Source organism: Conyzicola sp., assembly GCF_057073975.1.
The window spans coordinates 1-21,380 of record NZ_JBXMIS010000107.1 but is presented as its reverse complement, the minus strand read 5'-3'; the positions used below and the strand labels follow the sequence as shown (position 1 = coordinate 21,380).

Sequence of the window (21,380 nt, the reverse complement as noted above, 5' to 3'; positions counted from 1 at the left end):
AATCAGGCTTGATGACCAAGAATCGCAGTTAATACGGGCACTTCTTTTGATATCGTAAAAGAATGACCGACATCGCCACCATCGGGCGCCGCATCCGTCACTACCGAAACGCGGCGGGCCTGACCCTCGACCAACTCGGCGCCGCGGCCGGTGTCGGCATGGCTGCCAGTCAGCTCTCCCTCATCGAGAACGGCCGCCGCGAGCCGCGGCTGAGCCTCCTCAACGACATCGCCGCCGCCCTCGGCATCGCGGTCGGCGACCTGCTCGATGAGACACCGCCCGACCGGCGCAGTGCGCTCGAGCTCGAGCTCGACCGCGCGCAGCAGGCCTCGCTCTACGCCTCGCTCGGGCTCCCGGTGGTTCGCGCGAGCCGTGGCATGTCAGACGAGACGCTCGAGGCGATCGTCGGCCTCCATCGCGAGCTCTCCCGCCGGGCCGGAGAGGCGATCGCGACCCCAGAGGAGGCGCGCCGCGCCAACACAGAGCTGCGGCAGCGCATGCGCGCCGTCGACAACTACCTTCCGGAGATCGAGGAGCTCGCAGAGCAGACACTGCGCGAGGTCGGCCACGTCTCTGGTGCACTCACACACCGTGAGGTGAGCCGCATGGCGGAGCGGCTCGGCTTCGAGCTCGTTCACGTCAACGACCTCCCGCACTCCGCCCGATCTGTCACCGATCTCGCGAACGGTCGCATCTACCTCCCGCCGGCGTCGATTCCCGGTGGTCATGGACTCCGCGGCATGGCGCTGCAGGCGATGGCGCACCGGCTGCTTGGCCACGAGCAGCCGGCTACCTACGCCGACTTCCTCCAGCAGCGGCTCGAGATCAACTACTTCGCCGCGGCCGCGCTCATGCCACGCACCCAGTCGGTCGAGTTCCTGCTCACGGCGAAGGCAGAGCGCAACATCGCCGTCGAGGACTTTCGCGATGCCTTCGGCGTTACCCACGAGGCCGCGGCCCTTCGCTTCACCAACCTCGCCACGGCGTTCCTCGACATGCGGGTGCACTTCCTCCGCGTCGGCGGTGACGGTGCCGTCTCCAAGGCATACGAGAACGACGGCCTTCGCCTTCCCGTCGACGTCACCGGCTCGACGGAGGGCCAACTCGTGTGCCGGCACTGGAGCGCGCGCGCGGCCTTCCGCCGCACCAACCGCACCACGGAGTTCTACCAGTACACCGACACGCCGGAGGGCACCTTCTTCGACTCGACGCAGACGGGCACGAGCGAGAAAGACGAGTTCTCGATCACTGTCGGGGTGCCGTTCGTGCACTCCACCTGGTTCCGGGGGCGGGAGACAAGCAACCGCACGGCGTCTCGGTGCCCCGACGAGTCATGCTGCAAGCGACCGGATGCCGCCCTCAGCGCCCAGTGGTCAGGCCGTGCCTGGTCGAGTGCCAAGCTGCATGCCCACATCCTGTCGCCGCTGCCCTCCGGCACCTTTCCCGGGGTGGACGACCAGGAGCTCTACGAGTTCCTCGAGGCCCACAGCTCGACGGACTGAGCCAGCAGGCCTCCCGCCGTTTCCAGCCATCGCGCTGGCTCGGCCATCGCCGCCTCGCGCGACCCGGCCAGCTCGACCAGCGTGATCGCGCGGGCTGCAGCGGGTGCGCGCACCTCTCCGGCGATGAGGGCGACGCCGCCGTCGTGCAGCGCCGCCCGCGACAGCACCCGGCCGACGGTCTTGCCTGCCGTCGACTGGTCGTCGAAGCAGCCCTCGCCGGTGATCACGGCATCCGCGCCCGCGATCCTGGCGTCGAGGCCGGTGAGGTCTGCGACGTAGTCGGCCCCGGATGCGATGACAGCACCCCACGCCGCCGCCAGCCCGTAGGCGGTGCCGCCCGCCGCGCCGGCACCCGCGGCGTCGGGGTCGCCGCCGAGCCGCTCCGCGAGCAGTGCCAGTCGGCGTTCGAGCTGCGCGACCTGCTCTGGCGACGCACCCTTCTGCGGCCCGTACACCGCGGCGGCACCGTCGGGGCCGAGGAGGGGAGAGGTCACATCGGTGAGCAGCACGACGTCGACGTCGACGTTGGCAACGACCTCGAGCACCCCGGCCCCGCCGTCGGTGGAGGCGGAGCCGCCGAGCCCGACGAGCAGGCGGCGCGGCGACGTTTCGAGTGCAGCGCGGATCACCTCGCCGAGACCCCGCGTCGTGGCGCCGAGCGGATCGGGCACCCGCATGAGCGGGAGCCCGCTGGACTGCGCGAGCTCGACGACGGCGGTGCCGTCGGGCAGCGACAGCCAGGAGGCATCGACCTCGGCTCCGTCGGGGCCGGTGACACCGTGCACCCACTGCCGCCGTGCTCCGGCGACGGCGGCCTCGACGGCGTCGAGGGTGCCCTCGCCGCCGTCGGCCTGCGGCAGCAGCGCGAGTGCGTCGTCGGGGCGCTGGGCCGACCAGCCGCGCGCGATCGCCGTGGCGGCATCCTGTGCGCTGATGCTGCCTTTGAACGAGTCGGGGGCGATCAGTACGGAGAGTGGCACGGCCTCATCGTATGACCGCCCCTACAATGAGGTCATGAACGTCTTCGCCTTCCTCATCGCCATCGCGCTCTTCGTCGGAGGCCTGGCACTGTTCGCCTACTCCTTCTACGCGGTCGGGTACGAGGGCGTCATGTTCGTGGGTGGCATCCTCGCGGTAGCCGCTTCCATTGCCCTTCCGGTGCACGTTCTCAAGCGCATCGACGGATAGGAGAATCGCATGGCTGACAAGTCCCCCAAGAAGTCCAGCCCGAAGACGGCCGCCTCGAAGTCTCTCAAGGAGAAGCGCGCCGAGAAGAAGGCGAAGCCGAAAGACCGCTAGGTCCTGACGACCCGCGTGCTACTCGCTCGTGGCGAGCAGCACGCAGAAGTTCGCCACGTCGGTGCTGTCTGACGTGTAGTTCTCTCCGTCGAATTCGACGTTGCTCGTCATCGTCACGGAGACGATGCCGAAATAGCCCTCCGATGTGCTGTCGAAGTACAGATCGCTCGACGCAAACGTCGTTCCCGACGGCTCGGCGAAGAACCCGCCCGTCACGGGGCTGACCGAGCCGTTTTCCTGCACATAGCCGATCTCATAGCCGAGAGTCGCGCCGGGAACGAAGTCGGCGTAGTCGAAGGCGAGCTCTGAGCCGTCGCCCCAGACCTGTCCGGGCTCTGGAGCGTTCGTGACCCCCTCGCCGGCGAAGATCTCGACACCGCTGGTGTTGTCCTCGCAGGCCGGGCCCTTCCCTGCGCCGACCTGCGAGGAGGTGGCCGTCTCCGCTACCGGGGCTTCGCCATTGCTGACAGTGCTGGGCAAGCTCGAGCAGCCGGCGGCCGTGAGCACGACGGCAGCGGTCAGGAGGAGCGTAATGGCGCGGCGGGGCGACGGGAAGGAAGTCATGCGCCAATGATCCGTCAGTGGCGGCGCGGTGGCAGTAGGGCTCCTGCCTATTCTTTTCTGCTGCGATCAGGCGACGGACAGCGCCAACCGGGCGATGCCAATGCGGGAGGCGACCTGCCAGCGGCGCAGGATCTCGCTGACGTGCTTCTCAACGGTTTTCACACTCACGCCGAGCTCGATGGCGATCGCCTCGTTCGTGCCGCCGGCGGCGATGCGGGCCGCAACCATCTGCTGACGCGGCGTGAGGGCAGGCGGTGGTGCGGCATCCGGGTCCCGCGGCAGCAGCGGTGTCAGCGCGGCGACGACGGCGAGACGCGAGGCCGCACCGAAGGCCGCGAGCACGCGAGACACGTGAGCCTGCACGGTGTGCTCTGACAGATGGAGCGCCCTGGCGATCGCCTGGTTGCCGAACCCCTCGGCGATCAGCAGTGCGACATCGCGCTCGCGCGGGGAGAGCCCCTGCCAACCGCTGCCGGCCACGGGACGCAGCCGCCGACCGATAGCCCGCAGCTCGCGTGCAGCAGACTTCTGGGCGGCGAGATGACCGGATGACGCGGCGCGAGCAGCCATCGCCTCGAGCCCCTGGCTCGCGGCCCCGCGCTCCGACAGCGCGATGCGGGCTCTCGACAGAACGATCTCGCCCTCCGCCGCCTCGATGGCCCGGCCCTGGATCGTGGCATGCTCGACGGCCCGCCTAGCCCACGCGGCTGCGGCGACCGCGTCGCCTTCGAGAAGGGCGACCCTGCTGTTGATCCGCTCGATTGTCGAGCAGGCGGCGAGGGTGTCGAGCATAGGCTGCGCCCGCAGCCGCCACGCCTGGGCGGCACCGATGTCGCCCTGGCTGACCGCGGCGCTGGTGAGCATCTCCAGCCCGAGTGCCCTGTCGATGATGGTGAGTCCGTCGAGACTGGCCGTGTGCCCTGCCCTGAGCACGAAAGCCGCCGCACGGTCGACATCGGGCGTCGCGACAAGGCCGAACGCGACGAGCAGGTAGCACCCAGCGGAGATGTAGTCGTTCGGCTCTCCGACCTCACGCTCCAGCCTGTCGGCGAGTGCACGCACAACCTGGCGCTTCGCATTGTTGCCCTGCAGCAGGCACGTCGTCGCGCTCACCAGCATGTCGCCGGCGCTTCCCGGGGTTGTGGCAATGCCAGAGATGACGCTGAGGGCGTCGGTCACCCGACCCTGAAACCCGAGCAGGCGGGCGTGCATCACCCTCATCACTGCCAGGTACGGATGCGGTGCACCGCCATCCGCGAGGAAGTCAGCAGGCAGCGCGATGCTCTCTGCCACGACGCGCGTCGCGAGGTCGAGGCGGCCGCACCCGAGGCTCGCCTCGGCGAGCAGGTACTCGATGAACGCGCGGCGGTCGCGCGGGGCGCTGACGAGCCGGGGGAGTGCCGCGATGGCGTCGAGGTGAGGGTCGCCGTCATAGTGCGGGTCGGCGCCCGCGCTCGCCAAGGCGGTGGCGACGAGGGAGAAGACGGCCGACTCGTCATCCGCTGCCGTCTGGCGAGCCATGGCGGCGCTGGTGGTTGCCGACGAGAAGTCCTGCGCGAAGAAGGCGGCGAACGAGCGGAGGGAATGAAGCCACGGGTCGCCGGTGGTGGCAAGCCTGTCGTCGCAGTACGAGACCGCGTCGTTCGGCCGAAGCTCGATCGCGTCGCGGAGAACGGTGCCTAGTGCAGCCGTTCTCGCCATTGTCGGATTCTAGCGGCGGCCGCACGAGGACATGACATTCCCTAGACTCCAGTCATGACCGACTCCATCCAGTCCCCGCAGCCCTCAGCCCCCGCCGATGGCGTGCACCACCTTCCCCGGTTCTTCGTCAAGCAGAAGCTCACCCTCATGGTGAACCGGTACGAGATCCGCGGGGCCAACCCCGACGGAACGGCAGGAGCGGTTGTCGCTGTCGCGCAGCAGAAGCGAATGGCGTTCAAGGAACAGGTCACCTTCTACTCCGATGAGGCCCGCACCACACCGGTCTTCTCGTTCAAGGCCCGCAACATCATGGAGCTCGCCGCCGTCTACGACGTCTTCGACGCCGCGGGAACGCCCATTGGCTTCTTCCAGAAGGACTTCAAGGCGAGCCTGCTGCGGTCGAGCTTCCACCTCGGCGGCCCTGGCATCGACGCGTACGGTCAGGAGCGCAACGAGCTGGTCGGAATCCTGCGTCGTCTCTGGAACGACATCCCGTTCGTCTTCCACTTCGACTTCACCGACAAGGCGACGGGGGCCGTCGTCATGTCGAGCGAGAAGAAATTCGCCCTGCGCGACCAGTACTCGGTGACGGTGCCAGACACCCGACTCGACTTCCGTCTCGCGGCGGCCATGGCCGTCGGACTGGATGCGCTGCTAGCGCGGTAGCGGTGCCCCCTGGCAGATTCGAACTGCCGCCCCTGCCTCCGGAGGGCAGTGCTCTATCCCCTGAGCTAAGGGGGCCAGGTTCGATTCAAGGCTAGCAGCAGACCGGCGACGCCTCGCCCGCGGCACGTGACATGATCGATGGATGCAGCGCACCGTGTCGACCCGTATGGAACTCGAGCTGCGCGGCGAGAGCGATCTCGTCTTCAGCATGGCGGTCGCCGCGGAGTCGACGTTCCTCGCAGAGAGCATGTCGTTCCTCATCGACGGCACGAGCTTCGACGCCCGCGAGCTCGTCGACCGCCACGGCTCGCGGCTGCACGAGTTCGCTGCTGGCCCCGGCCGCATGGTGGTCGAGTACTCTGCCACCGTCGAGGGCAGAGCCGAGGCGGCACCGGCTGACGAACTCGACCCGATCATCTACCTTCGGCCGAGCCGCTACTGCGAGTCGGACAGCCTGCTGCCGACAGCGCGCTACGAGTTCGCCGGCCTCAGCGGACACGAACTGCTGACCGCAGTGACCCTGTGGGTCTGGGAGCGCCTCGCCTACGTGCCGGGTTCCAGCCTCGTCACCGATGGCGCAGCTCGCACCCTCATGGCCCGCCGCGGGGTCTGCCGGGACTACGCCCATCTCGTCATTGCCCTCCTGCGCGCCCTCGACGTGCCGGCGCGCATGGTCGCCGTCTACGCGCCTGGGCTGAGCCCCATGGACTTCCACGCGGTCGCAGAGGCAAACATCGACGGGCAATGGTGGGTCGTCGACGCCACCCGACTCGCTCCGCGCCAGAGCATGCTCCGCATCTCAACGGGACGCGATGCCGCCGATATCGCGTTCCTCACCAACCACAGGGCCGACCTCATCCTCAATCGGCTCGAGGTGCTCGCCATCGTCGACTCGCTGCCGACCGACGACGGCCAGCAGCTGATCCAGCTCGGCTAGCCACAGCGGCGCTGCGGCGGCGATTTCCTAGAGCGACGCCAGTGCGGCGTCGAGTTCCTAGAGCGACGCCAGTGCGGCGTCGACGATCGCAGCGGCATCCGCGGCCTCGACGTATACCGTCGAACTGCTCACCACGACGTATCCGTCGACGATCGCTGCAGCGGTGGCCACGCCGTCACTCGCGCCGAAGTAGCCACTCGCGCCGTTCCACTCGACCGGAGTCCACGCGCTGAACTCCGCGTCGAAGCCGGCAATCGCTGCCTCGTCGGGCGCCCCGACCGCGAGGGAGATGACCTCGTTGCTCGAGAGATTGACCCACCCGCACGCGATGCCGGTCGCTGCAACCCGTGCCAGGAGACTTCCGGCTGGGGGCGAGTAGCCGGGGCTGACCGCAACGTTGCTGTTGTACTCGTACATCTCCTCCGCCGACACCAGTTCCTCACACGACGGAACCGGCAACGGGCCAGCAGCGGTCGGCTCCGTGCTCGGCTCCGCCGATGGGCTCGCACTGGTCGAGGCGCTGGCAGTCGGCTGCGGTGTCGGCTCGGCCTGAGGGGTGCATCCGGCGATGGCGAGCACGATAGCGGCTGCGAGGACGGTGGCGAGTGGAGAGCGCATCCCTCCATTGTCCCCGTGCACGCCATGACGGGCGGTTCGACAGGCGGCGATAGGCTTGGGCACCGTGAATCCCGCAAGCCTTTCTGCCGCCCTGCTTGAGATCGTCCGCGATGTCGTGTCGTCTCGTGGCGCGAGCGCCGACATCGAGCTCGGCGACATCGTGCTGGAGCGGCCGAAGAACCGCGAGCACGGCGACTGGGCATCCAACGCCGCCATGAAGCTCGCCAAGGGCATCGGCGCCAATCCGCGCGAACTCGCCACCGAGATCGCCGTGCGCCTCGGCGCGCTCGACGGCATCGCGGGAGTCGAGGTTGCGGGCCCCGGCTTCATCAACATCCGACTGGATGCCGCAGCAGCCGGTGCTCTTGCCAAGGCGATCGTCGAGGCTGGCTCCGACTACGGCACCGGAGATCTCTACGCCGGGGTCACGATCAACCTCGAGTTCGTCTCCGCCAACCCGACCGGCCCGATCCATATCGGTGGCGTTCGCTGGGCGGCGGTTGGCGACAGCCTCGCTCGCATCTTCACCGCAGAGGGTGGAATCGTCACCCGCGAGTACTACTTCAACGACCACGGCGCGCAGATCGACCGGTTTGCCCGCAGCCTGGTCGCGAGCTTCCACGGCGCACCCGCTCCGGAGGATGGATACGGCGGAGAGTACATCTCCGACATCACGGCGCGGGTCATGGCCGACTACCCCGGCGACCTCGACTCCCTCTCGCCGGCAGAGCTGCAGGAGGCGTTCCGGTCGGTCGGTGTCGGCCTCATGTTCGGCGACATCCGGGCAAGCCTCCACGAGTTCGGTGTCGACTTCGACGTGTACTTCCACGAGAACGACCTCTACGACACGAAGGCAGTCGAGCGTGCCATCGAGCGCTTGCGCGAGCTCGGCCACATCTTCGAGGCCGACGGAGCAATCTGGCTGCGCACGACGACATTCGGCGACGACCGCGACCGGGTCGTCATCAAGAGCGACGGCGAGGCCGCGTACATCGCCGGTGACCTCGCCTACTACCTGAACAAGCGAGAGCGCGGGTTCGAGCGCAACCTCATCCTGCTCGGCGCCGACCATCACGGCTACGTCGGCCGCCTCATGGCGATGGTCGCGGCGTTCGGCGACAAGCCCTACTACAACCTCGAGATCCTCATCGGGCAGCTGGTCAACCTGCTCAAAGACGGCGAACCAGTGCGCATGAGCAAGCGGGCCGGCACCGTCGTGACGCTGGAGGACCTCGTGGATGCCGTCGGCGTCGACGCCGGTCGTTACGCCCTCGTGCGCAGCTCTGCCGACTCGCAGCTCGACATCGACCTCGATCTCCTCGGCAGCAAGACCAACGAAACCTCCGTGTTCTACGTGCAGTACGCCCACGCCCGCACCAACTCCGTCGCCCGCAACGCCGCGGCGGCCGGGGTGACGCGTGACGCGTTCGACGCGAGCCTGCTGACGCACGAGACGGAGAGCGCGCTGCTCGGCATCCTCGCCGAGCTGCCGCGCATCGTTCGCCAGGCGGCAGAGCTGCGCGAGCCGCACCGCATCGCCCGGTACGCGGAGGAGGTGGCGGGCGCCTACCACCGCTGGTACGACAACTGCCGCGTAACGCCAATCGGCGACGAGCCGGTGGGAGACGTGCACGGCACACGGCTGTGGCTGAACGACGCAACGGGACAGGTGCTGCGCAACGCCCTCACTCTTCTCGGGGTTGGCGCTCCAGAGAAGATGTAGGCCGCGTTTCGGCCAACCCCTGCGAGGATGGGGCTATGACCTGGGATGAGCCGAAGATCCGTCCGAAGCGGCGGTGGGTTGGAATGACCATTGCCCTACTCGTCTTCCTCTCCCTCGTCGTGGCGACGCTCGTCATCGGAGAGAGCCTCGGGCGCGACTTCCTCACCGGAGTCCTCAAAGACCAGGTCGGCAGTGCGCTCGGCGCGGAGGCAGAGGACGGGGTCGAGGTGGATCTCGGTTCCGGAACACTCATCTCTCAGGTGGTCGGCGGCGGTCTCGACGGGGTGCGGATCACCGCAGACAGTGTGCCGGTCGGGGCAGCTTCTGCCGACGTCGTGCTGCTGGCAACCGGCATTCCGTTCGACCTCGGCGGCTCGATTGCGACGCTGTCGGCAACGGTCGCTCTTGACGAGGATGCCCTGCTCGCCCTCAGCGCAGGCCTGACCGACGCGCCGGTGGCGAGCGTCGACCTCGTCGACGGTGCCCTCGTTCTCACCACCACGACGGCGGCCTTCGGCCAAGAGCTGCCGGCGACTGTCACGCTCGTGCCGTCGGCGGGCGAGGGCATCGTCGCGTTCGCCGTCTCGGCCATGACGGTCAACAACGCGCCGGTGGATGTCGTGGCCGCCCAGGCAGGAAGCTACGGTCCGGGGGCCGCCGCGGCGGCAACCCCCCGCTCGCTCTGCGTAGCGGAATTCCTCCCGGCGGCACTCGCGCTCGACGACGTGACTGTCGCGGGAGACACACTCGTGCTCGGACTCCACGGCACCACGGTGCCGATCACCGGCGGCGGCCTCGCCACCAAGGGCGACTGCGCGTGAGCGAGACCGTCGTCGTGACTGCCGCCTCCCGCCCGCGGCGTCGCGGGCTGAAGGCCGTCATCGCCATCCTTGTGACCGTTGCGGTTCTCGTTGTCGGCTACATCGCGCTCGACGCATGGGCGCGGCAGCAGGTCGCCGACTACGTGGCAGAGAAGGTGCGCACGGTGCTCAGCCTCGAGAGCACCGACCCGGTAGCGGTCGAGATCGGGGGCACGTCGGTGATCGCCCAGGTCGTGACCGGGTCGCTCGACGAGATCGGCGTCGATGTCGAGACCGTCACCATCGGCGACCTCACGGGAGGCGTCAGCCTTCGCGCAGAGGGTGTTCCGATCGATACGTCGAAGCCCGTTGACCGGGTGCAGATCGAGTTCCGGGTCGGTGAAGACGGCATCCAGTCGATCGCCCGCACGTTCAGCGACACGGCGATCGACTCCGTGCGCCTCGTCGACGGTGAGATCAGGGTGGGCACAGAGCTGTCGATCTTCGGCATTCCCTTCACCGTCGGCTTGGGCGTCGAGCCGTTTGCCGACGGTGGTCAGATCGGCTTCACGCCCACGAGTGTCGAGCTCGGGGGCACACGATCGAGCGCGGAGTCGCTCATCGACACCTTCGGCCGGCCGGCAGAGAACCTGCTGCAGACGAGGTCGCTGTGCGTGGCAACGTGGCTTCCCGCCTCCTTCGCCGTCGACGAGGTATCGGTTCGCGACAGCACGCTCGTCGTCACGATCGGGGCGACCACTGCCCTCTTCGACGAGACGTCGCTCGCGACACTCGGCAGCTGCGACTAGGCGCAGGCGGCCCTCGTGACGCCGGCCGCCTCTGTCACGCTGAACCACGTGCCGGTGCGGGCGGCCGCCTCGATGCAGAAGTCCTCGCTGTCGAGAATGATGATGATGTCGGAGAACTCGACGCCATCGCTCGTCTCGAAGCCATACTGCCGGAGCGCCTCGGTGTCGGAGGTGTAGGTCCCGTCGTGCTCGACGGCGTATGCCACGAGAGAGAGCTTGGCGTTGGTGAGGTCGTTGATCGTCGACGCGTCGGTCGCCCGTTCGTGCTGGCTCATGAAGATGGGTACGGCGATCGCCGACAGCAGACCGATGACGAGAGTCACGATGAGCAGCTCGATCAGGGTGAATCCACCTTCGTGGGCTGCGTTGCCCTGTTCGCGCGTCATGGGACTCGTCCTGTCGTTGGAGGCTGCGATTCGTCAATGCTGCCCGCGGTGCGTCCTCGGCAGTAGCCCCGTCTTGCAGGGGCATCACTTCGGGGGGTGCCTCGCACCGGTACTATTGCAAGGGCTTGGCCGACCCTCGCGGGTTCGCTCGCCCCACCAGCAACCGATCTTCAGGGGTCCCCGTGACAGTCAACCCGCTCGCCCCGTCGTGGCTAGAGCATCCCGTCGACGCCAACACGCTCGATCCCGCCGTGTGGTCGCGCTCGAGCGCGCGTTCGGCGACGGGCGAGCTCGAGGTGGCTGGTGTCGCGGCCTCCGCCCTTGTCGCCGAGTTCGGCACACCGCTGTTCGTGCTCGACGAGGCCGATGTGCGCGCTCGCGCGCTCGAGATCCGCACCGCGTTCGACACCGAGTTCACGCGCGTCGGCAGCAGCGCGAAGGTCTACTACGCGGGCAAGGCATTCCTGTCTATGCAGGTCGCGGCATGGATGATCGAGGCCGGGCTCAATATCGACGTCTGCAGCGGGGGAGAGCTGGCAGTCGCGCTCGCCGCCGGAGCCGACCCCGCCCGCCTCGGACTGCACGGCAACAACAAGAGCGTCGTCGAGATCGACCGAGCGGTCGGGGTCGGCATTGGCGCGATCGTGATCGACAGCCTCATCGAGATCGAGCGCGTCGCCGAGGCCGCCAGAAGGCACGGCAGGGTTCAGCCGGTTCGCCTGCGGGTCAACAGCGGCGTTCACGCCTCGACCCACGAGTACCTCGCCACCGCGCGGGAGGACCAGAAGTTCGGCATCACGCTCGCCGATGCTCCCGCTGCCGTCGCGGCGATCCGCGGCCACGACTCGCTGGCCTTCCTCGGCCTTCACTGCCACATCGGCTCGCAGATCTTCGAGTCTGAGGGCTTCGCCGAGTCCGCCCGCCGCCTCTTCGCCCTTCACGCAGAGCTGCTCGCCGGAGGGCCGGTTCCCGAGCTCAACCTCGGCGGCGGCTTCGGTATCGCCTACACCAGCGCGGATGACGCCCTCCCGGTCGCAGAGCTCGCCCACCGTCTCGCCGACATCGTTGCCGAGCGGGCCGCCGAGCTCGGCATTGCGGTACCTGTCGTCGCGGTCGAGCCTGGTCGCGCCGTCATCGGCCCGTCGACCTCGACGCTCTACACCGTCGGCACCGTCAAGCCGGTGCTCGTGGACGGAAGCTCGGTGCGCACCTACGTGAGCGTCGACGGCGGCATGAGCGACAACGTGCGCCCCGCGCTCTATGCAGCCGACTACTCTGCGCGAATCGCGAACCGCACCTCGAGCGCCGACCCGATCCTCGTGCGCGTCGCCGGCAAGCACTGCGAGAGCGGCGACATCGTCGTGCATGCGGAGTACCTTCCTGGCGACGTCGAGCCCGGTGACCTTATTGCGGTTCCCGCAACGGGCGCGTACTGCTGGTCGCTCGCGAGCAACTACAACTACCTCGCTCGACCACCCGTGGTGGCCGTTCGCGATGGCAAGGCCCGCGTCCTCGTGCGCGGTGAGACCGAGGCCGACCTTCTGGCCAGAGACACGGGAGTGAACTAGATGATCGAGTACCGCAACCTCAAAGTCGCCCTTCTCGGCGGCGGCAGCGTCGGCGCCAACGTCGCATCGCTCCTGCTCGAGCACGGCGACGAGCTCGCCAGCCGCGCCGGAGCGGGTCTGGAGCTCGTCGGCGTGGCGGTGCGCGATCTCGACGCGGAGCGCACGCCGAGCATCCCGAAGGAGCTGCTGACCACCGACGCAGAAGCGCTGATCCTGGGTGCCGACATCGTCATCGAGCTCATCGGCGGCATCGAGCCGGCCCGATCCCTTGTGCTGCTCGCACTCAACAGCGGCGCGGATGTCATCACCGGCAACAAGGCGCTCCTCGCCACCCACGGCACCGAGCTCTTCGAGGCCGCTGAGCAGGTTGGAGCCCAGCTCTACTACGAGGCCGCTGTGGGCGGAGCCATCCCCATCATCCGCCCGCTGCGCGACAGCCTTGCGGGTGACCAGGTCACGCGCATCCTCGGCATCGTCAACGGAACGACCAACTACATCCTCGACCTTATGGACACCGAGGGCTCCTCGCTCGAGGACGCCCTCGCCAAGGCGACGGCGCTCGGCTACGCCGAGGCCGACCCGACGGCCGACATCGAGGCCTACGACGCAGCGCAGAAGGCTGCGATCCTCGCAAGCCTCGCCTTCCACACCTCCGTGCCGCTGGAGTCGGTCTACCGCCAGGGGATCACGGGCGTCACGCTTGAGCAGGTGAAGGCGGCACGCGCGGCGGGCTATGTGGTCAAGCTGCTCGCGGTGTGCGAGCGCATCGCCATCCCGACCGGTGGTTTCGGCGTGAGCACGCGCGTGCATCCTGCTCTCGTGCCGCTCGGCCACCCGCTCGCCGCCGTGCACGAGGCGAAGAACGCGGTGTTCGTCGAGGCGGAGGCGGCCGGCTCGCTCATGTTCTACGGCGCGGGTGCCGGTGGCAAGGAGACCGCGTCGGCGGTGCTCGGCGATCTGGTCTCTGCAGCGCGCCGTCACGTCGTCGGCGGTCCTGGTGTCGCGGAGTCGAACAACGCCAACCTTCCGATCCTGCCCATGTCGAGCGTGACCACCCGCTACCAGATCACGCTCACCGTGGTCGACGAGCCCGGGGTTCTCGCCGCGATCGCGACCCTGTTCAGCGAGCACGGCGTCTCTGTCGAGAACGTTGCGCAATCGGTAGCCAGCGGTGAAGGGGCCGCCTCGCCCACCGCTAGCCTTGTCATTGGAACCCACTCCGCCACGGAGTCCGCTCTTGCCGCCACTGTCGAGGCGCTGACGGACAATGCCGTCGTGAGTTCTGTCGTATCCGTCCTCCGAGTTGAAGGTCTGTAGAAACCTATGGCGCACCAGTGGCGTGGAGTTCTCCACGAATACCGTGATCGTCTCGACGTCACCGACGCGACCCCGATCATCACGCTCGGTGAGGGTGGAACGCCGCTCATCGCCGCAGACGCGCTGTCGCGCCGCACCGGAGCGACGGTCTGGGTCAAGTTCGAGGGCATGAACCCAACGGGCTCCTTCAAAGACCGCGGCATGACGATGGCGGTGTCCAAGGCCGTCGAGGCCGGGGCGAAGGCCGTCATCTGCGCATCGACGGGCAACACCTCGGCGAGCGCCGCCGCCTACGCCACCCACGCCGGCATCACGGCCGCCGTGCTCGTGCCGGAGGGCAAGATCGCCATGGGCAAGCTCGCGCAGGCGATCGCCCACAACGCCCAGCTGCTGCAGGTGCAGGGCAACTTCGACGACTGCCTCGACATCGCCCGCGACCTCGCGGCGAACTACCCGGTGCACCTCGTCAACTCGGTCAACAACGACCGCATCGAGGGCCAGAAGACGGCGGCCTTCGAGGTCGTCGAGGTTCTCGGCGACGCACCAGACTTCCACCTAGTACCGGTCGGCAACGCCGGCAACTACACCGCCTACTTCCGCGGCTACAGCGAGGAGCTGGCCCGCAACGAGTCGACCAAGCTGCCGCGCATGTTCGGCTTCCAGGCATCGGGCAGCGCGCCGATCGTCGATGGCAAGATCGTCAAGAACCCGGAGACCATCGCGAGCGCCATCCGCATCGGCAACCCTGCCTCATGGGAGCTTGCCATCGCCGCGCGCGAGACGAGCAACGGCTACTTCGGCGCGATCAGCGATGAGAAGATCCTCGAGGCGCACCGCATCCTCTCTGCCGAGGTCGGCATCTTCGTCGAGCCGGCATCGGCGATCAGTGTCGCCGGCCTCCTCGAGCGCGCCGACGCCGGACAGATCCCGCGCGGCTCCACGGTCGTTCTCACAGTGACCGGCCACGGTCTCAAAGATCCGAGCTGGGCTCTCCGCACCGCCGATGGCTCCGACGTCGCACCGACGATCGTGCCGGTCGACACGGCGGAGGTTGCGAGCGTGCTCGGCCTCGTCCGCACATGACCGGCCTGCTCGGCCGCAGTGTCACGGTCAAGGTTCCCGCCACCACGGCGAACCTCGGCCCCGGGCTCGACACGCTCGGCCTTGCGCTCGCGCTCTACGACGAGCTAGAGGTGCGGGTTCGCACGCAGCCGGGTGCCACCGTCGAGGTGCACGGCGTCGGCGAAGGCACGGTCGAGACCGATGAGACCAACCTCGTCGTCCGCTCTATCGCGCACGTCTTCCAGGCCTTCAACGAGCCGATGCCAGGGCTCGACCTCGTTGCGCACAACGTCATTCCCCACGGTCGCGGCCTCGGCTCGTCTGGTGCGGCGATCGTGTCCGGCATCATGGCGGCCAAGGGGCTGCTCGACGGCATCGTCGACATCGACGCGGATGCCCTGCTGAGGCTCGCGACCGAGCTCGAGGGCCACCCAGACAACGTTGCACCCGCCCTCTTCGGCGGCCTCACCATCGCCTGGACTACTCCGACCGGTCCTCGGCACAAGAAGCTCATCGTGCACCGCGGCGTCTCTCCGCTCGTCGCGGTGCCGGAGGCCACCATGTCGACGGCCCACGCCCGCAGCCTGCAGCCGGAATCGGTGCCCCACGAGGACGCGATCTTCAACGTCTCGCGGTCTGCGCTTCTCATCGCCGCGCTCATCCAGAGCCCGGAGCTGCTGCTTGCCGCCACCGAGGACCGCCTGCACCAGAACTACCGCGCAAGCGCCATGGTCGAGACCGACAGCCTGATCCGCGTCTTGCGCGCCGAGGGTCTCGCGGCCGTCGTCTCTGGCGCCGGACCCTCGGTGCTCGTGCTGGCGAGCGACCCCGCAGAGCGACTGCACGCGGCCGCGCTCATCGCCGCGACGACCGCCACACCGTGGCAGGCGCTCATGCCAGCCGTGGATTTCAAAGGTGCTACAGTGACAGTGCACCCGGTAGAAGGCCTGGCCTAGCCACAACTTCCCGGGTTGCATCTCACCCTCGCTGATGCAGTTACAGCGGTGCCGTTGGCACCCGCAGCAGCGATTTAGCTCTCCTCCACCGGATCGATCCGCATCCGGGCAGGGGAAAGGAACCCCAGCAGTGTCTGATATCGACGTCCGCACGAACCCGAGTTCGCTCAAGCTCTCTGAGCTGCAGCAACTCGCGAGCGCTCTCGGTATCAGCGGTGCTTCGAAACTTCGCAAAGGAGAACTCGTGGACGCGATCAACGAGAACCAGGCCGCATCGACCGATGTCGCCCCCGCAGCAGTAGAGGCGACTGAGCCTCCCAAGAAGCGCGCGCCGCGCCGCGCCACGATGGTCGACGCGGAGGCTCGCGCCGCTACGGATGCCGCCGCCGCCGCAGCGCCCGCCGTGAGCGAGGCCCCCGACGTCGAGACCCGCTCCGACGAGTCGGCGCCGAAGTCGGCTCGCTCGCACGTCTCGCAGGGCGAGACCGGCGTCGAGACGGCACCGGCCGACCAGGCCGACCAGGCCCCGGCCAAGCGCGAGACCCGCAGCCGGCGCGCCACCAAGCCTGCCGCCGCAGCAGACTCCGCAACCGATGCAGTAGCCGCTACCGCTCCCGACGTCGAGCAGCTGCTCGACGGCGCTCTTGCCGCGCGCGAGGGGCAGTCGGGCGCCGACGAGTCCGGCGACTCCGATGGAGAGCAGCGCGAGGGCCAGGGCAGAAGCCGCAACCGCAACCGCAACCGCAACGAGCGCCAGGGCGGGCAGCAGGGCGAGCAGCGCCAGCAGAACAACGGCCGCCAGCAGCAGCCGCAGAACAACAACGGACCGCAGCGCGATTCCCAGCGCGACCAGCTCGGCGACGACGACGACCGCAGTGGTCGCAACCGCTACCGCGACCGCAAGCGCGGCCGTGGTCCGGTTGGCGACGACTTCGAGCCGGAGATCACCGAGGATGACGTGCTCATCCCGGTCGCCGGCATCCTCGACGTTCTCGACAACTACGCCTTCGTGCGCACGTCGGGCTACCTCCCGGGCAACAACGACGTCTACGTCTCGCTCGGCCAGGTCAAGAAGTACAACCTGCGCAAGGGCGACGCCGTCGTCGGCTCGATCCGCCAGCCGCGGGAGGGCGACAGCAACCAGGGCCGCCAGAAGTACAACGCGATCGTTCGCGTCGACTCGATCAACGGCCTGCCCGTTGAGGAGGCGGCCAACCGTGTCGAGTTCGGCAAGCTGACCCCGCTGTACCCGACCGAGCGCCTTCGCCTCGAGACGGAGTCGCAGAAGCTCTCGACCCGCATCATCGACCTCGTGTCGCCGATCGGCAAGGGCCAGCGAGGCCTCATCGTCTCGCCGCCCAAGGCGGGCAAGACCCTCGTTCTGCAGGCCATCGCCAACGCGATCGCCAAGAACAACCCAGAGGTTCACCTCATGGTCGTGCTCGTCGACGAGCGGCCAGAAGAGGTCACCGACATGCAGCGCACGGTCAAGGGCGAGGTCATCGCCTCGACCTTCGACCGCCCGGCTGAAGACCACACGACGGTCGCAGAGCTCGCCATCGAGCGCGCGAAGCGCCTCGTCGAGCTCGGCCACGACGTCGTCGTGCTGCTCGACTCGATCACCCGCCTCGGCCGCGCATACAACCTCGCGGCTCCCGCATCCGGTCGCATCCTCTCCGGTGGCGTCGACTCGTCGGCGCTCTACCCGCCGAAGCGCTTCTTCGGCGCCGCGCGCAACATCGAGGAGGGCGGCTCGCTGACCATCATCGCGACCGCGCTCGTCGAGACCGGCTCCAAGATGGACGAGGTCATCTTCGAGGAGTTCAAGGGCACCGGCAACATGGAGCTCCGCCTTTCGCGCCAGCTGGCCGACAAGCGCATCTTCCCTGCGGTCGACGTCAACGCCTCCGGCACGCGCCGCGAGGAGATGCTGCTCGGGGCTGAAGAGGTCAAGGTCACCTGGAAGCTGCGCCGCGCCCTCGCCGGGCTCGACACCCAGCAGGCGACCGAGACGGTTCTCGGCAAGCTCAAGGAGACGCAGTCGAACGTCGAGTTCCTCATGCAGATCCAGAAGTCGCTCCCCGGAGCGAGCGGCACCAAGGAAGACTAAGCATGTTCGAGTCAGTGCAGGGTCTCCTTGAGGAGCACGCCGACCTCGAGAAGCAGCTCTCCGACCCCGACCTGCATTCCGATCCGGCCCGCTCCAAGCGGATCAACCGCCGGTATGCAGAGCTCGGGCGCATCGTCGCGGCCTATCACGTGTGGCGCCAGCTGACGGATGACGTCGAGGCTGCGACCGAGATGGCAGCGGAGGACGAGTCGTTCGCCGCAGAGCTGCCCGTTCTGACCGAGCAATTGGATGCCTCAGCCGAGGTCCTTCGCAGACTCCTCATTCCGCGCGACCCCAACGACGGTCGCGACGTGATCATGGAGATCAAGATGGGCGAGGGTGGCGCGGAGTCCGCGCTGTTCGCCGCCGACCTACTGCGTATGTACCTGCACTACGCGGAGTCGAAGAAGTGGAAGACCGAGATCCTCGAGCAGACCCAGAGCGATCTGGGTGGCTACAAGGATGTCCAGGTCGCCATCAAGGGCAACTCGACCGACCCCGCCCAGGGCGTGTGGGCGCACCTCAAGTACGAGGGTGGCGTGCACCGCGTGCAGCGGGTGCCGGCGACCGAGTCGCAGGGGCGCATCCACACCTCGGCGGCCGGTGTGCTCGTCTTCCCTGAGGTCGATGAGCCAGAAGAGGTCGAGATCAACCAGAACGACCTCAAGATCGATGTGTACCGCTCGAGCGGACCAGGCGGCCAGTCGGTCAACACGACCGACTCCGCAGTGCGCATCACCCACCTCCCGACGGGCATCGTCGTGGCAATGCAGAACGAGAAGTCGCAGCTGCAGAACCGCGAAGCCGGCATGCGCGTGCTGCGTGCCCGCATCCTCGCCCGGTACCAGGAGGAGGCCGACGCCGAGGCGAGCGTCTTCCGCAAGAGCCAGATCCGCACGATGGACCGCTCAGAGCGCATCCGCACCTACAACTTCCCGGAGAACCGCATCGCGGATCACCGCACCGGCTACAAGGCGTACAACCTCGACGCGGTGATGAACGGCGCCCTCGACCCGGTGATCGAGTCGTGCATCACCTCTGACGAAGAGGCGCAGCTGGCCGATCTCGCCACCGAGTAGGCAATGAGCACCAATCCCTCGGCTGTCTCTGCGGTGCTCGAGCGCGCAACGAGTGTTCTGGCGAGCGCCGGGGTGCCGTCTCCGGCAGTCGACGCAGAGCTTCTCATCGGATTCGTGCTCGGAACCAGCCGCGGTGCCGTGCAGGCGCGCGCGATCAGCGGGGGAGTGCTCGACGCCGAGTCGCTGCTCGCAGTGACAGAGCTCGTCGAGCGCCGCGCAGCGCGCGAGCCGCTTCAGCACATCACCGGCCGGGCGGCGTTCCGCTCGATCGAGCTCGCCGTCGGGCCCGGTGTCTTCGTGCCACGGCCAGAGACGGAGAGCGTTGCCGGCATCGCCATCGAGGCCCTGCGGGCAAGCGCGTCGCCGAAGCCGATCGCCGTCGATCTTGGCACGGGCAGCGGAGCGATAGCCCTCGCCATGGCCGTCGAGGTTCCACACGCGAGCGTCTACGGGGTCGAGGTGTCGCCGCTCGCCTTCGTCTGGACCAAGCAGAACTTCCGCGAGATCGCGCCAGACAACGCCCGCGCCGTGTTCATCGACCTTGCTGTCGCGCTGCCAGAGCTCGACGGCACGGTCGCTGTTGTCGCATCCAATCCTCCGTATATTCCGGTCGACGCGATTCCGCGCGACCCGGAGGTTCGCCTGTTCGACCCCGAGATCGCCCTCTACGGCGGCGAGGACGGGCTGGATGTCGTGCGAAACGTCTCGACGACCGCGCGCCGCCTTCTGCACGACGGCGGCACCCTGGTCATCGAGCACGGCGAGCTGCAGGCCGCAGAGATCGCCGCGCTGCTCACCGCGGACGGCTGGCGGGCCGTCGCGACCCACCGCGACCTCCTCGGTCGCGACCGCGCCACGACCGCGCTGCGCTAGTAGCGCTGCGCTGGCCGGGCTCGCTAGTCGCGTTCGACCGCGGCGAAGTCCTCGATCGCGGCACAAAGCGCCGCGGGGGAGCGGTACAGGTGGGCGGTGATGCCGATGGATGCCGCCCCGGCCACGTTGTCTGGCATGTCGTCGACGAAGAACGCCTCACTCGCGCTGCGATCGTAGGCAGAGAGCACGCGCTCGAACACCACGGGATCGGGCTTGCGCGCCGAGTAGTGGCTCGAGGTGAGCAGATGGTCTCCGAACACGGGCACGAGGTCGGGCGCGAGAGTGCGCAGGTGCTTGGCGGTCAGGGCGCCGTTGTTGGTCAGCAGCGTCACGTCGCCGAGCTCTGCCGCCCGCTCCACGGCGGCGATCGCCTCTGGCCGCGGCGTCATCGCGGCTCCGCGCACGCGCACCCACTCCTGCTCGTCGACCTTCTGGCCGATCGCTGCCTCGAACGCGTGCAGGTACGCCTCTGGCGTCGCGAACACGCCTGCCTCTGCGGCCCACTCGCCCTCGTCGTTCCACCACAGTTCACGCATCCTGCGCAGCGACAGGCCGGTGAGGGCTGTCATGCCAGCCATCCGGTGCCGCCAGTCGTAGTCGTACAGGACGTCGTCCATGTCGAAGATGAAGAGCAGAGTCATGCGTTCCTTGCTGCGAATGCGGTGATGGCGGCGTCGAGCGCGGCGGTATCGGTGAAGTGGTGGGCGCGTATGCCGGTTTCGAGGGCGCCGGCGACGTTGGAGCGGTTGTCATCGACGAAGAAGGTGTCACTCGGGCTCGCGCCGAAGTGCTCGAGCACCCGCTCATACGACTGCCGCATCGGCTTGCGGGCCCGCAACAGGCAGCTCGTGACAACGTTCGGCCCGAGGATCGCTGCCACGTCTGGTGCCAGCCGCGGAAGCGAGCGCGCGAAGATCGACGGGTTGTTCGAGAAGAGCCCGACGGTGCCGAGCGTGCTGGCGCGCTGCAGGGCCGCGATGCTGCCGGGCAATGGGGTCATGGCGGCGGCGCGGGCATCCTGCCACTGGCCGAGGCTCAATCGGGCACCGGTCACCTCGAGGAACTTGTCGAGGTACTGCTCGGCATCCGGCCATTCGCCCGACTCTGCGCGTGCCTCGTAGCCGTCGGCCCACCACAGTCGGGCGAGGTCGTACTGGCTGACACCGCTCATGCGCGACAGGGCGGGAAGGCGGTGCAGGAAGTTGTAGCCGTAGAGCGTCTTGTCGAAGTCGAATAGATAGAGGTCCACGGCGCTCCAAGGCTATCCCGTCTACCGCGTACCATGGAGCGACATGGCCATCTACGACTGCTCCGTCGACGCTGCGCTACTGACCGGAATGCGACTCGCGAGGGCCGCCATCGGCAAGGGCGAGCTCGTCGTGATCCCGACCGACACCGTCTACGGTGTCG

General features: G+C 68.1%; 21 protein-coding genes, 1 tRNA gene and 1 pseudogene. 15 read left to right on the top strand and 8 right to left on the bottom strand.

What is annotated here, in order from left to right:
• The first annotated feature begins 62 nt into the window (after nt 1-62).
• Nucleotides 63-1,502, top strand: a complete 1,440-nt coding sequence (locus tag AC14A7_RS09385) for a helix-turn-helix domain-containing protein (protein WP_484008408.1) — start codon at nt 63-65, stop codon at nt 1,500-1,502.
• Here AC14A7_RS09385 and AC14A7_RS09380 read toward each other — a convergent pair.
• A complete protein-coding gene (locus AC14A7_RS09380) occupies nt 1,466-2,482 on the bottom strand; it encodes a glycerate kinase family protein (RefSeq protein WP_484008407.1) in 1,017 nt (338 codons plus the stop codon). The two genes, AC14A7_RS09385 and AC14A7_RS09380, sit on opposite strands and share 37 nt — an antisense overlap.
• 34 nt (nt 2,483-2,516) lie before the next feature.
• Between AC14A7_RS09380 and AC14A7_RS09375 the strand changes: the two genes are divergently transcribed.
• A complete protein-coding gene (locus AC14A7_RS09375; RefSeq protein WP_484008406.1) occupies nt 2,517-2,690 on the top strand; it encodes a hypothetical protein in 174 nt (57 codons plus the stop codon).
• Nucleotides 2,691-2,819: 129 nt separating this feature from the next.
• Here AC14A7_RS09375 and AC14A7_RS09370 read toward each other — a convergent pair whose 3' ends face one another.
• Together AC14A7_RS09370 and AC14A7_RS09365 are read right to left on the bottom strand one after the other, a co-directional pair.
• Nucleotides 2,820-3,365, bottom strand: a complete 546-nt coding sequence (locus tag AC14A7_RS09370) for a hypothetical protein (RefSeq protein ID WP_484008404.1) — start codon at nt 3,363-3,365, stop codon at nt 2,820-2,822.
• 66 nt (nt 3,366-3,431) lie between these two features.
• Complete coding sequence (locus tag AC14A7_RS09365; protein ID WP_484008402.1) at nt 3,432-5,066, bottom strand: helix-turn-helix transcriptional regulator; 1,635 nt, start codon at nt 5,064-5,066, stop codon at nt 3,432-3,434.
• A gap of 54 nt (nt 5,067-5,120) precedes the next feature.
• Between AC14A7_RS09365 and AC14A7_RS09360 the strand changes: the two genes are divergently transcribed.
• Nucleotides 5,121-5,732: an LURP-one-related family protein gene (locus tag AC14A7_RS09360; RefSeq protein ID WP_484008401.1), complete on the top strand. Its 612-nt coding sequence runs from the start codon at nt 5,121-5,123 to the stop codon at nt 5,730-5,732.
• A 3-nt stretch (nt 5,733-5,735) separates the two neighbouring features.
• On the opposite strand, the gene AC14A7_RS09355 is transcribed toward AC14A7_RS09360, so the two are convergent.
• Nucleotides 5,736-5,807 (bottom strand) — tRNA-Arg (locus AC14A7_RS09355).
• Between the two features lie 67 nt (nt 5,808-5,874).
• On the opposite strand from AC14A7_RS09355, the gene AC14A7_RS09350 reads away from it, so the two are divergent.
• Nucleotides 5,875-6,669, top strand: a complete 795-nt coding sequence (locus tag AC14A7_RS09350) for a transglutaminase-like domain-containing protein (protein WP_484008400.1) — start codon at nt 5,875-5,877, stop codon at nt 6,667-6,669.
• A 57-nt stretch (nt 6,670-6,726) separates the two neighbouring features.
• Here AC14A7_RS09350 and AC14A7_RS09345 read toward each other — a convergent pair whose 3' ends face one another.
• Nucleotides 6,727-7,287, bottom strand: coding sequence for a hypothetical protein (locus AC14A7_RS09345; protein ID WP_484008398.1), 561 nt, complete (start codon nt 7,285-7,287; stop codon nt 6,727-6,729).
• Nucleotides 7,288-7,351: 64 nt separating this feature from the next.
• Between AC14A7_RS09345 and argS the strand changes: the two genes are divergently transcribed.
• The 3 genes from argS to AC14A7_RS09330 are packed head-to-tail and all read left to right on the top strand — an operon-like array spanning nt 7,352 to nt 10,619.
• A complete protein-coding gene (gene argS, locus AC14A7_RS09340; protein ID WP_484008396.1) occupies nt 7,352-9,010 on the top strand; it encodes an arginine--tRNA ligase in 1,659 nt (552 codons plus the stop codon).
• A 35-nt stretch (nt 9,011-9,045) separates the two neighbouring features.
• On the top strand, nt 9,046-9,831 hold the full coding sequence (locus AC14A7_RS09335; RefSeq protein WP_484008394.1) for an LmeA family phospholipid-binding protein: 786 nt from the start codon (nt 9,046-9,048) through the stop codon (nt 9,829-9,831).
• On the top strand, nt 9,828-10,619 hold the full coding sequence (locus AC14A7_RS09330) for an LmeA family phospholipid-binding protein (RefSeq protein ID WP_484008393.1): 792 nt from the start codon (nt 9,828-9,830) through the stop codon (nt 10,617-10,619). The genes AC14A7_RS09335 and AC14A7_RS09330 overlap by 4 nt, the downstream gene beginning before the upstream one ends.
• On the opposite strand, the gene AC14A7_RS09325 is transcribed toward AC14A7_RS09330, so the two are convergent.
• Nucleotides 10,616-11,005: a type IV pilin protein gene (locus AC14A7_RS09325; protein WP_484008392.1), complete on the bottom strand. Its 390-nt coding sequence runs from the start codon at nt 11,003-11,005 to the stop codon at nt 10,616-10,618. The genes AC14A7_RS09330 and AC14A7_RS09325 overlap by 4 nt on opposite strands.
• 182 nt (nt 11,006-11,187) lie before the next feature.
• On the opposite strand from AC14A7_RS09325, the gene lysA reads away from it, so the two are divergent.
• Genes lysA through prmC form a run of 7 tightly spaced genes read left to right on the top strand, consistent with a single transcriptional unit; the run spans nt 11,188 to nt 19,970 of the window.
• Nucleotides 11,188-12,573, top strand: a complete 1,386-nt coding sequence (gene lysA / locus AC14A7_RS09320; RefSeq protein ID WP_484008390.1) for a diaminopimelate decarboxylase — start codon at nt 11,188-11,190, stop codon at nt 12,571-12,573.
• Nucleotides 12,574-13,890, top strand: a complete 1,317-nt coding sequence (locus tag AC14A7_RS09315) for a homoserine dehydrogenase (RefSeq protein WP_484008388.1) — start codon at nt 12,574-12,576, stop codon at nt 13,888-13,890. It abuts the gene before it with no gap.
• A gap of 6 nt (nt 13,891-13,896) precedes the next feature.
• Nucleotides 13,897-14,973 carry a threonine synthase gene (gene thrC / locus AC14A7_RS09310; RefSeq protein WP_484008387.1) on the top strand — a complete coding sequence of 359 codons (1,077 nt, stop codon included), beginning with the start codon at nt 13,897-13,899 and terminating at the stop codon, nt 14,971-14,973.
• Entirely contained in the window at nt 14,970-15,908 is a 939-nt protein-coding gene (gene thrB / locus AC14A7_RS09305; RefSeq protein ID WP_484008385.1) for a homoserine kinase, read from the top strand. The genes thrC and thrB overlap by 4 nt, the downstream gene beginning before the upstream one ends.
• Nucleotides 15,909-15,942: 34 nt before the next feature.
• The gene (gene rho, locus AC14A7_RS09300; protein ID WP_484008383.1) at nt 15,943-18,018 is read left to right on the top strand and encodes a transcription termination factor Rho; all 2,076 of its coding nucleotides are present in this window, start codon (nt 15,943-15,945) and stop codon (nt 18,016-18,018) included.
• A gap of 2 nt (nt 18,019-18,020) precedes the next feature.
• On the top strand, nt 18,021-19,097 hold the full coding sequence (gene prfA / locus AC14A7_RS09295; protein WP_484008381.1) for a peptide chain release factor 1: 1,077 nt from the start codon (nt 18,021-18,023) through the stop codon (nt 19,095-19,097).
• Between the two features lie 3 nt (nt 19,098-19,100).
• The gene (gene prmC / locus AC14A7_RS09290) at nt 19,101-19,970 is read left to right on the top strand and encodes a peptide chain release factor N(5)-glutamine methyltransferase (protein WP_484008380.1); all 870 of its coding nucleotides are present in this window, start codon (nt 19,101-19,103) and stop codon (nt 19,968-19,970) included.
• A gap of 23 nt (nt 19,971-19,993) precedes the next feature.
• Here the strand turns inward: prmC and AC14A7_RS09285 are convergent, their stop codons facing one another.
• Together AC14A7_RS09285 and AC14A7_RS09280 are read right to left on the bottom strand one after the other, a co-directional pair.
• Nucleotides 19,994-20,611, bottom strand: a complete 618-nt coding sequence (locus tag AC14A7_RS09285; RefSeq protein WP_484008378.1) for an HAD-IA family hydrolase — start codon at nt 20,609-20,611, stop codon at nt 19,994-19,996.
• A complete protein-coding gene (locus tag AC14A7_RS09280) occupies nt 20,608-21,219 on the bottom strand; it encodes an HAD-IA family hydrolase (protein WP_484008376.1) in 612 nt (203 codons plus the stop codon). Before AC14A7_RS09280 ends, AC14A7_RS09285 begins: the two co-directional genes overlap by 4 nt.
• 43 nt (nt 21,220-21,262) lie before the next feature.
• On the opposite strand from AC14A7_RS09280, the pseudogene AC14A7_RS09275 reads away from it, so the two are divergent.
• Nucleotides 21,263-21,380: pseudogene (locus tag AC14A7_RS09275) on the top strand (L-threonylcarbamoyladenylate synthase); the annotation flags it as partial.